Origin of the sequence: Providencia alcalifaciens DSM 30120, assembly GCF_000173415.1 — a bacterium.
In the GTDB taxonomy this organism is placed as follows: domain Bacteria; phylum Pseudomonadota; class Gammaproteobacteria; order Enterobacterales; family Enterobacteriaceae; genus Providencia; species Providencia alcalifaciens.
The window spans coordinates 126,473-139,926 of the sequence record NZ_ABXW01000070.1 but is presented as its reverse complement, the minus strand read 5'-3'; the positions used below and the strand labels follow the sequence as shown (position 1 = coordinate 139,926).

At 43.3% G+C, this 13,454-nt stretch carries 10 protein-coding genes; 7 read left to right on the top strand and 3 right to left on the bottom strand.

Features of this window, described 5'->3' with window-relative positions; translation table 11 throughout:
- Both dnaN and dnaA read right to left on the bottom strand, forming a co-directional pair.
- Complete coding sequence (dnaN, locus tag PROVALCAL_RS17200) at window positions 1-1,101, bottom strand: DNA polymerase III subunit beta (RefSeq protein ID WP_006660615.1); 1,101 nt, start codon at window positions 1,099-1,101, stop codon at window positions 1-3.
- A 5-nt stretch (window positions 1,102-1,106) separates the two neighbouring features.
- A complete protein-coding gene (gene dnaA, locus PROVALCAL_RS17195) occupies window positions 1,107-2,498 on the bottom strand; it encodes a chromosomal replication initiator protein DnaA (RefSeq protein ID WP_006663248.1) in 1,392 nt (463 codons plus the stop codon).
- Between the two features lie 803 nt (window positions 2,499-3,301).
- Between dnaA and rpmH the strand changes: the two genes are divergently transcribed.
- The 6 genes from rpmH to PROVALCAL_RS17165 all read left to right on the top strand — a co-directional run bounded on the left by rpmH (window position 3,302) and on the right by PROVALCAL_RS17165 (window position 9,314).
- Window positions 3,302-3,445, top strand: coding sequence for a 50S ribosomal protein L34 (gene rpmH / locus PROVALCAL_RS17185; RefSeq protein ID WP_004906236.1), 144 nt, complete (start codon window positions 3,302-3,304; stop codon window positions 3,443-3,445).
- 18 nt (window positions 3,446-3,463) lie between these two features.
- Window positions 3,464-3,823, top strand: a complete 360-nt coding sequence (gene rnpA / locus PROVALCAL_RS19410) for a ribonuclease P protein component (protein ID WP_006660612.1) — start codon at window positions 3,464-3,466, stop codon at window positions 3,821-3,823.
- A complete protein-coding gene (gene yidD, locus PROVALCAL_RS17180) occupies window positions 3,787-4,047 on the top strand; it encodes a membrane protein insertion efficiency factor YidD (protein WP_006660611.1) in 261 nt (86 codons plus the stop codon). Before rnpA ends, yidD begins: the two co-directional genes overlap by 37 nt.
- 2 nt (window positions 4,048-4,049) lie before the next feature.
- Complete coding sequence (gene yidC, locus PROVALCAL_RS17175; RefSeq protein ID WP_006660610.1) at window positions 4,050-5,711, top strand: membrane protein insertase YidC; 1,662 nt, start codon at window positions 4,050-4,052, stop codon at window positions 5,709-5,711.
- A gap of 111 nt (window positions 5,712-5,822) precedes the next feature.
- Window positions 5,823-7,187: a tRNA uridine-5-carboxymethylaminomethyl(34) synthesis GTPase MnmE gene (gene mnmE, locus PROVALCAL_RS17170; protein ID WP_006660609.1), complete on the top strand. Its 1,365-nt coding sequence runs from the start codon at window positions 5,823-5,825 to the stop codon at window positions 7,185-7,187.
- Window positions 7,188-7,433: 246 nt separating this feature from the next.
- Window positions 7,434-9,314 (top strand): trypsin-like serine peptidase, encoded by a 1,881-nt coding sequence (locus PROVALCAL_RS17165; RefSeq protein WP_006660608.1) that lies wholly within the window; start codon window positions 7,434-7,436, stop codon window positions 9,312-9,314.
- 83 nt (window positions 9,315-9,397) lie between these two features.
- Here PROVALCAL_RS17165 and fdhD read toward each other — a convergent pair whose 3' ends face one another.
- Window positions 9,398-10,228: a formate dehydrogenase accessory sulfurtransferase FdhD gene (gene fdhD / locus PROVALCAL_RS17160; RefSeq protein ID WP_039862322.1), complete on the bottom strand. Its 831-nt coding sequence runs from the start codon at window positions 10,226-10,228 to the stop codon at window positions 9,398-9,400.
- A gap of 175 nt (window positions 10,229-10,403) precedes the next feature.
- On the opposite strand from fdhD, the gene fdnG reads away from it, so the two are divergent.
- Entirely contained in the window at window positions 10,404-13,451 is a 3,048-nt protein-coding gene (fdnG, locus tag PROVALCAL_RS17150; protein WP_080547048.1) for a formate dehydrogenase-N subunit alpha, read from the top strand.
- Window positions 13,452-13,454 lie beyond the last annotated feature (3 nt).

The window sequence follows — 13,454 nt, the reverse complement described above, 5'->3', positions numbered from 1 at the left end:
TTACAAGCGCATAGGCATAACAACATACACGGCGGAGCGACTTGCAGAGTCTTCAATTTGTACACTAGAAACGGCATCCGTTAAAAACAGTGTGACATTTTCGCTTTTCAGGGCATTCAAGACGTCGAGGATGTAACTGACGTTAAAGCCAATTTCCATTTCTCCGCCTTGGTAATTAACATCAACAATTTCTTCCGCTTCTTCCTGTTCAGGGTTATTCGCAGTGATACGTAGCTGGTTTTCACTGAAGAATAAACGTACGCCGCGGAACTTTTCGTTAGATAAAATCGCCGCTCGTGAGAAAGCTTGTTTGAGTAAATCACAGCGTGCTTCTAAGGTTTTATCTGGATTCTTAGGTAGAACTCGGCGGTAGTCAGGGAAACGACCATCGACTAATTTAGAGGTAAAGATAAAGTCGCCAACATGAGCGCGAATATTGTTGCTACCAATTTGTAGCTGCAATAAGGCATCGCCACCATCTAACAGACGCATCAATTCCATGACGCCTTTACGTGGCACGATGACAGAATGTGATGGTAGTTCTTGACCAATATCCATAGAGCAAACCGCAAGGCGGTGCCCATCGGTGGAAACGGTTCTGAGCATATTTCCTTCAGTTTCAAACAGCATGCCGTTGAGGTAATAACGGACATCTTGGTGTGCCATTGAAAACTGCGTTGCTTCAATTAAACGTTTCAGTATGGATTGAGGCAGAGAAAACTCAACTTCACTTTGCCAATCATCTAAATTCGGGAAGTCAGCCGCAGGTAAGGTGGATAATGAGAAGCGGCTGCGCCCAGAACGTACAAGCAGTCGGTCATCATTAAGTTCGACTTGGATTTCAGAACCTTCCGGTAAGCCACGCCAAATATCAAAAAATTTGCGCGCTGGTACCGTGGTTGCACCAATTTCATGCTCACGGGTAAGCGGAACATTGGCCATCATCTCCATTTCTAGGTCGGTACCCGTAAGTTGCAGGGCACCTTCTTTTACGTGAAGTAAAAGGTTTCCTAAAATAGGCAGCGTTGGACGCCCACCTAATGGACCACTCACCTGTTGTAACGGTTTTAATAACTGCTCGCGTTCGATAATAAATTTCATAGCAATTAAGATGATAATGTTCTGATTAGATTTGAAAAATCTTCTTTGATGTCATGGCTTTCTTCTCGTAATTGTTCAATTTTACGACAAGCGTGCAACACCGTGGTGTGGTCACGACCGCCAAAAGCATCCCCGATTTCAGGTAAACTATGATTTGTCAGCTCTTTCGCCAGTGCCATTGCCATCTGACGCGGTCGAGCGACAGAACGAGAACGACGTTTAGAAAGTAAATCAGCGACTTTTATCTTATAATACTCAGCAACAGTTTTTTGAATATTATCAATAGTTACCAGCTTTTCCTGCAGTGCTAATAAGTCACGTAATGCTTCTCGAACGAAGTCGATAGTGATTGCTCGACCTGTAAAATTCGCATTAGCAATAACACGGTTTAACGCACCTTCTAACTCACGTACATTCGAACGTAAGCGTTTTGCGATGAAAAATGCCACTTCACCGGGCAGTTGGATTTCGTTTTCATCGGCTTTTTTCATCAAAATGGCAACACGAGTTTCTAATTCTGGGGGTTCAATTGCAACCGTCAGACCCCAGCCGAAACGAGACTTCAAACGATCTTCCACTCCGTTGATTTCTTTTGGATAACGGTCGGAAGTCAAAATAATTTGTTGATTGCCTTCAAGCAGGGCGTTGAATGTATGGAAAAACTCTTCTTGTGAACGCTCTTTGTTAGCAAAAAACTGAATATCATCAATAAGTAATGCATCAACAGAACGGTAATAACGTTTGAATTCTTCAATGGCGTTATTCTGCAATGCTTTGACCATATCTTGAACAAATCGTTCAGAATGCATATAGACTACGCGGGCATTGGCCTTATGCTGCATAATGCTGTTACCGACAGCGTGTAATAAGTGCGTTTTACCTAAACCTGTTCCACCATAAAGGAATAATGGGTTATAAGCTCCGCCAGGATTTTCTGCCACTTGCCTCGCCGCAGCGCGAGCTAGTTGGTTTGATTTACCTTCTACGAAGTTATCAAACGTGTGTTTCGGGTTCACATTTGAACGGTATGACACGTCGGGTTGAACTTTGGCTGAATTGTCCCAGCTAGGCTTTACAGGTGCAGATGGCGCGGCGAATGCAGGCATTTCATTATGCGTGCGTACTTGAGGACTCACCGGCGCAGCCATCATCGGTTTGTTGCCTACTTCAAAGTGTAGAGCAGGGGCATCAGAACCGCAAAAGTCATTCAATAATTCATTGATATTATTGATGTATTTATCTCTCACCCAATCAAGGACGAAACGATTCGGGGCATAAAGTGCCAGTGTATTATCGTTTAATTCAGCTTGAAGAGGGCGTATCCACATACTGAATTCTGTGGCAGGTAGTTCATCCTGCAATCGGGCAAGACATTGCTGCCAAAGCGAAAGTGACACGTTGGACTCCCCTAACAAGGTCAATGAAACAAGAATTACGGATTTCGTTAAGAATTTTTTACTGGTAACTATTCCATTAGTCACTTTTCGTGGTCACTAAGAGAATAGGGGGCCAGAGAAGGTGTTTGACTAACTTTTACTCACCATATCTATCCACAACATATTCCTGATCCTCTGATCAGAAATAGACCTGCGATCATACCGCAAAATTCACCTAAGATCTCCATTCTTTTACACAGTTTTTATGCTTTTTATCCACAGGCAAATGTGATAAGGCGGCTTTGATAGGGGAGAATTTTGCTGGATGATCGCGGGCAACGACAAATTTTCCACATGTCTGGGGATAACTTTAGCCTATATATAGAAATTATCCCTCAAGATCAAAAAATATTTTTGGATCCCTCTAAGATCCTTGCGCTTTAGGGAGGAGTCCGTATAATCTTCCTCCCTGTGTACACTGCGAATGTCACTTTTTATGACGAATTTAAGCAGATGGGTTTTATGGGTAACGTCAATAAACGCTTGAGTTAATTGGTGGTTACATTGTGAGACTTGCTTAAAAGACAGCATAAATTGAGTTCCATACGCAGCTTGTCACGGCACATATCGGCAAACCGGTCAGCCAGGTTTAAATAAAAAGTGGTTTGATTACGTCATTTTATTGACGTGACCCCCTATGTTTTATTACAATCCTGCCTCTTTCTATATTGTTGCGATAGAGGCACAGGTGTAAATCAGTTTCCACTGGTTGCCAACGCGTTTACTGAATCAGTAATAAATTTTAAAGTTAGGTAGAAATCGTTATGAAACGCACTTTTCAACCGTCCGTACTGAAGCGCAACCGTTCACACGGTTTCCGTGCTCGTATGGCCACTAAAAATGGTCGTCAGGTTCTGGCTCGCCGTCGTGCTAAAGGCCGCGCTCGTCTGACCGTTTCATCTAAGTAATAAAGCTAGCCCTCTATAGTGGTTACGCTCGCTTTTACCCGGGAGTTACGTTTGTTAACTCCCAGGCATTTCGACAATGTCTTCAAGCAGCCGCAGAGGGCGAGTTCCCCAGAGATAACAATCCTTGGTCGCCTAAACGAGCTGGGGCATCCCCGCATCGGTCTTACCATCGCCAAAAAAAATGTTAAACGTGCTCATGAGCGTAATCGTATCAAACGATTAGCCCGTGAATATTTTCGTTTGCATCAACATGAGTTGCCTTCAATGGACTTTGTGGTACTGGTTCGCAGAGGGGTAGCCGATCTCGACAATCAACAGATTACGGAATCATTGGATAAGTTATGGCGTCGTCACCGTCGCTTGGCTCAAAAGTCCTGATCATGCTGATCAGAGGTTACCAACTGGCTATTAGTCCGTTGTTAGGACCTCGTTGTCGTTTCAATCCCACATGCTCTAATTACGGAATTGAGGCATTGCGCAGGTTTGGTATGCTAAAAGGTAGTTGGTTAACTGCCAAACGCGTATTAAAATGCCACCCTTTACACGCTGGTGGAGATGATCCTGTCCCACCTAGAAAAACTGATGATAATAGAGAATTATAACGATGGATTCCCAACGCAATCTTCTACTCATCGCTTTGTTGTTCGTGTCGTTCTTAGTTTGGCAGGCTTGGGAGAGCGATAAAGTTGCTCAGGAAACCAAGGCTGTTCAAGTTTCACAGCAAAAGACGGACATGCCGAGCAGCGCAAGCAATGATGGTCAAGCGGTCACAGGTAGTGAACAAGGTAAGCTTATTGCCGTTAAAACCGACGTACTTGATATTCGTATCAATACTCGCGGTGGTGATATTGATGAGGCTGACCTGTTAGCCTATCCTGCAACCCTGAATTCACCAGACCCATTCCGCTTATTGGAAACCACACCAGGTTTTGTTTATCAGGCTCAAAGTGGTCTGATTGGTCCTCATGGTCCAGACAACCCAGCGAATAACAATGGTCAACGTCCTCTTTATACTTCAGATGCAACGAGCTTTGAGTTAAAAGATGGTCAAGACGAATTACGCATTCCGATGACCTTCACCGACAATAACGGTGTGGTTTATCAGAAGACGTACATTCTGAAGCGTGGCAAATATACTGTTGATGTTGAATACAACATTCAAAACCCAACTGCGCAACCTTTAACACTCGCGTTCTTTGGTCAATTAAAGCAAACCATCGCTTTACCAGAGCAGCGTGATACTGGAAGCAGCAACTTTGCTCTGCACACATACCGTGGTGCGGCTTACTCTTCTGATGAAAATAACTATAAAAAATATAGTTTCAGTGACATCGAAGATAAAAACTTAAGCCTGACAACCAAAGGTGGCTGGGTCGCTATGTTGCAACAATATTTTGCAACGGCGTGGATTCCTGCTTCTTCTGAGCAAAGCACTTTCTACACCATTGACCTCGATAAGAAATCAGCAATTGTTGGTTATAAGAGTGAACCTCTGACTATCGCATCAAATGGTGCAGCGACCTATTCTTCAACTCTGTGGGTTGGTCCTGAAATTCAGTCAGAAATGGCGGAAGTGGCTCCTCACTTAGATTTAACCGTAGATTACGGTTGGTTATGGTTTATCTCTCAACCGCTGTTCAAACTGTTGAAATTCATTCACGGTTTTGTCGGTAACTGGGGTATTGCCATCATCGTTATCACTTTTATCGTCCGTGGTATCATGTACCCGCTGACCAAAGCGCAGTACACCTCAATGGCGAAAATGCGTTTACTGCAACCAAAACTGGCTGCAATGCGTGAGCGTATTGGTGACGATAAACAACGTATGAGCCAAGAAATGATGGCGCTGTACAAATCAGAAAAAGTAAACCCACTGGGTGGTTGTTTACCGTTGCTGATTCAAATGCCAATCTTCCTTGCGTTGTATTACATGTTGATGGGTTCTGTTGAACTGCGTCATGCACCGTTCTTTGGTTGGATTCAAGACTTGTCTGCACAAGACCCGTACTACATCCTGCCAGTTCTGATGGGTGTGACCATGTTCGTGATTCAGAAGATGTCACCAACAACTGTGACTGACCCAATGCAGCAGAAGATCATGATGTACATGCCAGTCGTGTTTACCGTGTTCTTCTTATGGTTCCCATCAGGTCTGGTTCTGTACTATATCGTGAGCAACTTAGTCACTATTATCCAGCAGCAAGTTATTTATCGTGGTCTGGAAAAACGTGGCTTACATAGCCGTGATAAGAAAGAGAAGAAATAATCTAAATTCTTATCGAGTTTAGAGGGCTTCACAAAGCCAGATTCTATAGTAACATTGAGGCGATCCACTTAGGGTCGCCTCAATTTTTTTAGTCATAGACAGAGAAACATCATGCAAATCAACGATACTATCGTCGCACAGGCAACCGCACCCGGTCGTGGTGGGGTTGGAATTTTACGTGTATCCGGTCCACAGGCAGCTTTGGTTGCTGAAACAGTGCTCGGAAAATTGCCAAAGCCGCGCTATGCCGATTATCTGCCATTTCGTGATGCTGATGGCTCTGTTCTTGACCAAGGGATTGCGATTTATTTCCCTGGTCCTAACTCCTTTACTGGGGAAGATGTGCTTGAGCTGCAAGGGCATGGCGGTCCCGTTATTCTTGATTTATTACTCAGACGAATTCTGACGATTGCCAATATCCGTATTGCCAATCCGGGAGAGTTTTCTGAACGTGCATTTTTGAATGACAAACTTGATTTGGCACAAGCTGAAGCGATTGCTGACTTGATTGATGCGAGCTCTGAGCAAGCAGCTCGTTCGGCAATGAACTCGTTGCAAGGTGCTTTTTCATCTCATATTCATCAGTTAGTGGAAGCACTCACTCACTTGCGCATCTATGTGGAAGCTGCGATTGACTTTCCAGATGAAGAAATTGATTTCCTATCTGACGGTAAAATTGAAGCCAAATTGAATGAAGTTGTGGCGGATTTAGACCAAGTTCGTTCTCAAGCCCGTCAAGGTAGCCTGTTACGTGAAGGCATGAAAGTGGTGATTGCAGGGCGACCAAATGCCGGGAAATCTAGCTTATTGAATGCATTAGCGGGTCGAGAAGCGGCCATCGTTACTGATATTGCAGGCACCACGCGTGATGTATTGCGCGAACATATTCATATTGACGGTATGCCACTGCATATTATTGATACCGCGGGCTTACGTGAGGCTAGCGACGAAGTGGAGCGTATCGGTATTGAACGCGCTTGGAAAGAGATTGAGCAAGCTGACCGTGTATTATTTATGGTGGACAGCACCACCACGGACGCGACTGAGCCACAAGAAATTTGGCCAGAATTTATGGCTCGCCTGCCAGAAACGTTGCCTGTTACAGTTATTCGTAATAAAGCCGATAAAACAGGTGAGTCAGTGGAGTTTGTCGCCGATGCTCGTTATCCGCTAATTCGTTTATCTGCCCGTGAAGAAAAAGGTATCGATTTGCTGCGCGATCACCTGAAAGAAACCATGGGCTTTAATAGCAATACGGAAGGCGGCTTCCTTGCTCGTCGTCGCCACTTACAAGCGTTGAATAATGCGGCAACCCATTTAGCTCAAGGCTATGACCAGTTAGTGAATGCTCGCTCTGGTGAGTTACTGGCTGAAGAGCTACGCTTAGCTCAGCAAGAACTGAGCGAAATTACGGGTGAATTTACCTCTGATGATTTGTTAGGGCGTATTTTCTCGAGTTTCTGTATTGGTAAGTGATTAAGTGAAATAAAAACAAAAACCATTTTCCCAGAGTTGGGAAAATGGTGGTTATCTCTTCATAGAATACAGAAAATCCTGCCTACTATTGAAAATTTATTCTTTTTAATATTTCTCATCGCAATTAAATTATAAAAACTAATACCAATTTTTATGCTCTTTAACGTAATCGATTTTAAATATAATAAAAACGATCTTTACAGATAAAACAGTTTTTATTCGATTCTAAAATAGAAAGGATTTAAAGTGGGTACATATCAAGATTATATTTCTAATGAAAGAGTTAATATTAGTATTATTAAAGAAAATAATAAAAGTCGAGTTCATGCACTCTATGTTGAACGAGAGAATTCATCATTTTTAAATCTTATTTTTTCAAATATAAATTTACCATCCAACGCATTTGTGGAGTTTGAATATGGTGAAAATATATTACAGAGAGAATTTTTCCATAATGTTGATGAGCCAGCTATTTTTATTCCAGGTCAATCGGTAAATATTCGTGTTATTTTACCTAAAGCATCTTATTTAGATCATGACTATTCATTGACGTTAAGTCATGTTTTACATGATAGTAATCCAAAGGTCATTATTGGCGAAGATGAGCGAAAACCCTATATTTGTTATGAAGGGACTCAAATTGCGGCGCATGGGCTGTCGTGTGCGGCAGCGAAAGTTGGCGGTCGAGCATCTTGTTCACTTATCGGGAATAAAAACCATCTACTGACGAACAACCATGTTGTCGAAAGCGACCCAGATTTAGAGAATGGTGAAATTTGGTTTAACTGGTTTAATGAATCTTGTGATTCGACATCCCCAGCGACTGAACCTGTGCGCTTAAAGCCGGGAAAAGTATTAAAACATGGTGTTAGCATTGGTGATTATGATTATGCACTGTTTACACTGGATAGTTTTGACTATGTTTATTCCAATGTAAAAGCACTGTTTGGTGGGTTAGCATTAAGTCAAAATAACCCTGTAGAAGGGGATAAAATTTATATACCTCAATATGGTGACGGTGGATTACGACCAATGCATATTGGCGATATCAAAGATGGCGAATATGCTGAAATATTAACCGTCATTAATGATGGGAAAAAAATAACCTACAATGCAGACTCTCAAGGTGGCTCATCTGGTTCTCCGGTTATTTCACGAGAAACACATGAAGTTGTCGGACTGCATTGGGGGGGAAGTAATGTCAATGTGGGAGTTTCAGCTCAAAACTTGAATGCAGAAATAGGCAGTTTAATTGAAAATAGTAATATACCGGTAATTGGATTAGGTAATGTATTATCAACTAATTTAGAATTAACGCCAATTAATGCCTCTGAAACAACAATTCCAATATCATTAGGTTCTGATAGTTATATTGAGTTTTTTGATACCGTTAAAATAAAGAATGAAGAAAATCACTCTTTATTAACTGTTGGAGCTATTAATTTAATCACACAGAAAATATTTCCAATTACCTTTAAAGCCAGCTTAGTCAGTGGGGAATATCAAACTCATCTTGAGGATAAAAAAGTGACTTGTGACGTTACTTTGAAAATATTTGATATTGATCTTAAAGAAAATGGCGTAATAAAATCTTGGATTGTATTTAAAATATTAAATGGTACGAAGAATATCAAAAATCACGTTATTCGCGTTATTTTTGATAACTATGATCCTTACGATGCACCTTTTGAAATAGAGAGCGCGGACGTTTTAAACTTAAGTGTTAATCACGCTCAAAAAAATTGTGTTGATTATCAGATAAAAGAGCGTGATGACCATGGATTTGTTGCGTTATATCGTCATGAAGGCCCCACATTCTTGGTTTTGTATGAAACTGCATATTCTAAAGTCAGGGCATTATTAAAGACCGAATCGGGTGACGAGATATTCGTGAATCTTCGAGGATGGCGTGAAACGGGCGGCTCCTCAGCTTCAATGAATACGGCAAAAACGAGCGCATCGTCGAATAAATACGCCAAGCTTATATTAGAGTACCTCCCTGAAGATAATCCATATCTAGAATTAAAACAGGAGGTTTATGAAGGAATTATTCCATTACAGGCACGCTCATGGGATGGAGAGGCAAGTAAAAATATTTTAGTGAAAGTGTCGTTGGTTTCTGCATAAGAGAAACACCATCGAACAGTGCATTTATGAGTGCGAAAAAGTGAAACTATCTTTTTAATTTCTTTATAGTTTCACGTTTGGATTCAATCCCTCACCCGACTCGGATGGGTAAACACGGTGGCTTTACCTTGGCGGCAAAAACCCACTAGCGTTAAATTGGCCTTCTCGGCGACTTCAATCGCCAATGACGTTGCGGCTGAAACCGCAAACAGAATTTCCGCACCACAACTTGCGGCTTTTTGTACCATCTCATAACTTGCGCGGCTAGACACCAAAATAGCGCCTTGTTGCCAGTCAGAGCGACTTTTCATTCCCAGTAGCTTATCCAACGCCACATGGCGACCCACATCTTCGCATCCTCCAACGAGATGACCTTCAGGAGAAATCCATGCAGCAGCATGAGTACAACCTGTTAATGCGCCAATTTCTTGAACTGTCTTCAATTCTTGCAGGGCATTATCGAGGTAAGATAAGGAAAATGTTTGAGTGAATGGCAGCGGAGTGAGAGGTTTGAAAATCTCGTCGAGTTGTTCTGTGCCACAAATACCACAACCAGTTCGCCCTGTAAGATTACGCCGACGCTCTTTGAGCGCCATAAAGCGGCGGCTCGACAGCTCGATATGCACCTCAATACCTCGATGACAGCCTTGAACAATATCAATTCCGCGAATTTCATCACGGGATTGTATAATCCCTTCTGATAATGAAAATCCGACAGCAAAATCCTCCAGATCTTTTGGTGTCGCCATCATTACCACATGGGATATGCCGTTATAGACGAGCGCGATAGGGATTTCTTCTGCAACGAAATCATTAACCAGTGAACCGAGGTTATTTTTTTGTTGCACAGTTGTAGGGTGAACACCGATCATTTTAGGTAATCTAGAGTTATTTGTAGTATTTGTTTCATACATTAGATGAATTCCTATCACTAATGATACATAATATTCGATATGGGTAAAAAGAATTTACACCATTTATCAGGCAATGAACCTGAATACGTAAGGAAGACGTTGAATAAGAACAGTTTACCTCAAACTTGGTGATGAAGTTAGGTAAACATGAGCAATGTATATGAGGAGATCCCCCATGCAAGTCAGCAGAAGGCAGTTCTTTAAGATCTGCGCTGGCGGTATGGCAGGTACAACGGCAGCGGCGCTGGGTTTTGCTCCAGCAACTGCATTAGCCTCTACACGCCAGTATAAATTATTGCGTGCTAAAGAGACTCGAAATACCTGTACCTACTGTTCTGTCGGCTGTGGGCTGTTAATGTACAGCCTAGGTGATGGCGCGAAAAATGCGAAAGAAAGCATTTTTCATATCGAAGGGGACCCGGATCATCCGGTAAACCGTGGTGCACTTTGTCCTAAAGGTGCAGGATTAATCGACTTTATCCACAGTGAAAGTCGACTCAAATATCCAGAAGTTCGCGAACCAGGCACTAACGAGTGGAAACGCATCACTTGGGACGACGCGTTTGACCGCATCGCCAAGTTAATGAAAGAAGACCGTGATGCAAACTTCGTTAAACAGAATAAAGATGGTGTGACGGTCAACCGTTGGTTAACCACCGGTATGCTGTGTGCATCAGCGGCAAGTAACGAAACAGGTTTTGTCACCCAAAAATTTAGTCGCGCCCTCGGCATGCTTGCCGTGGATAACCAAGCGCGTGTCTGACACGGACCAACGGTAGCAAGTCTTGCTCCAACATTTGGTCGCGGTGCGATGACCAACCACTGGGTTGATATTAAAAACGCAAACCTAGTCGTTGTTATGGGTGGTAATGCGGCAGAAGCGCATCCAGTTGGTTTCCGCTGGGCGATGGAAGCAAAAATCCATAACAAAGCCAAATTAATCGTAATCGATCCTCGCTTTACCCGTACTGCGGCTGTGGCGGATTTTTACACGCCTATTCGTTCAGGTACTGATATTGCCTTCCTGTCAGGTGTTATTAAATACTTGCTGGATAACGAAAAAATTCAACGTGAATATGTTGAGGCGTACACTAACGCTAGCTTAGTTATCCGTGAAGATTTCGGTTTTGATGACGGTTTGTTCACAGGCTATGACGCTGAAAAACGTCAATACGATAAAACGACGTGGAACTATGAGATGGATGAGAACGGCTTAGCGCTGCGCGATCCAACTCTGAAAAACCCGCGTTGTGTTCTGAACTTACTGAAAGAACACGTTAGCCGTTATACCCCAGAAGTGGTTAACAACATCTGTGGTACGCCAATCAAAGACTTCTTACAAGTCTGCGAATACATTGCAGAAACGAGCGCGAAAGACAAAACAGCGTCCTTCTTATACGCGCTGGGTTGGACCCAACACACCATCGGTGCGCAAAATATTCGTACCATGGCGATGATCCAGTTACTGCTGGGTAACATGGGTATGTTAGGTGGTGGTGTTAACGCATTGCGTGGACACTCAAACATCCAAGGTCTGACTGACTTAGGTCTGTTATCACAGAGCTTACCGGGCTACCTGACGTTACCATCAGAAAAACAAACGACCTTAGAAAGCTATTTAGCAGCGAACACGCCGAAAGCAACAGTTGCTGGGCAAGTGAACTATTGGGGTAACTACCCTAAATTCTTCGTTAGCTTAATGAAGACTTTCTATGGTGATAAAGCGCAGAAAGAGAATGACTGGGGCTTCGACCTGTTACCTAAGTGGGATCAGGGCTACGATGTTTTACGTTATTTCGACATGATGGATAAAGGTGAAGTGAATGGCTATATCTGCCAAGGCTTTAACCCATTAGCCTCATTCCCGAACAAAAACAAAGTCTCGAAATCACTTTCTAAGCTGAAATTCTTAGTGACTATCGATCCGCTGAATACAGAAACTGCAAACTTCTGGCAAAACCACGGCGAAATGAACGATGTGAAACCGGAAGAAATTCAAACGACCGTGTTCCGTCTGCCATCTTGCTGCTTCGCTGAAGAGAACGGTTCGATTGTAAACTCCGCGCGTTGGTTACAGTGGCACTGGAAAGGTGCGGACGCCCCAGGTGAAGCTATCAGTGATGGTGAAATCCTGTCAGGTATCTATCATCGTCTACGCCAAATGTACGCAGCTGAAGGCGGCGCGGCACCTGAGCAGGTTCTGAGCATGACGTGGGACTACCTTGACCGCGATAACCCAACGCCGGAAGAAGTGGCTCAAGAAAGTAACGGCTATGCGTTAGAAGACCTGAAAGATGCTGATGGCAATGTGATTGTGAAAAAAGGCGAACTGCTTAGCTCGTTTGCTCAATTACGTGATGATGGTACTACAGCAAGTGGTTGCTGGATCTTCTCTGGTAGCTGGACGCCGAAAGGTAACCAAATGGCTAACCGTGATAACTCCGACCCAACGGGTCTGGGTAATACATTAGGTTGGGCATGGGCATGGCCACTGAACCGCCGCGTTATTTATAACCGTGCATCCGCTGACCCAATGGGTAAACCGTGGGATCCTAAGCGTCAAATCCTTGAGTGGAATGGTAGCAAGTGGGTAGGTATGGATATTCCTGACTACAGCACTGCGGCACCAGGAAGTGGGGTAGGTCCATTTATCATGCAGCCAGAAGGTATGGGTCGTTTATTTGCGCTGGATAAAATGGCAGAAGGTCCGTTCCCTGAGCACTACGAACCAATCGAAACGCCGTTAGATACTAACCCACTGCACCCAAATGTGGTTTCAAACCCTGCTGCTCGTGTGTTTAAAGACGACTGGGCACAAATGGGTAAAGCGACAGAGTTCCCATATGTGGGCACGACTTACCGCTTAACCGAACACTTCCACTATTGGACTAAGCATGCGTTGTTAAATGCCATTATCCAACCTCAACAGTTCATTGAAATTGGTGAACGTTTAGCGAAAGAGAAAGGCATCGAGCAAGGTGATACGGTTAAGGTGAGTTCTAAGCGGGGTTACATCAAAGCGAAAGCGGTTGTCACCAAACGAATTAAAACCCTACAAGTGGATGGAAAAGACATCGATACCATCGGTATTCCAATTCACTGGGGCTTTGAAGGTTTAGCGGTGAAAGGCTTTCTTGCGAATACGCTGACACCTTATGTTGGTGATGCGAATACTCAGACGCCGGAATTTAAATCATTCCTTGTCAATGTGGAAAAGGTGTAAGGA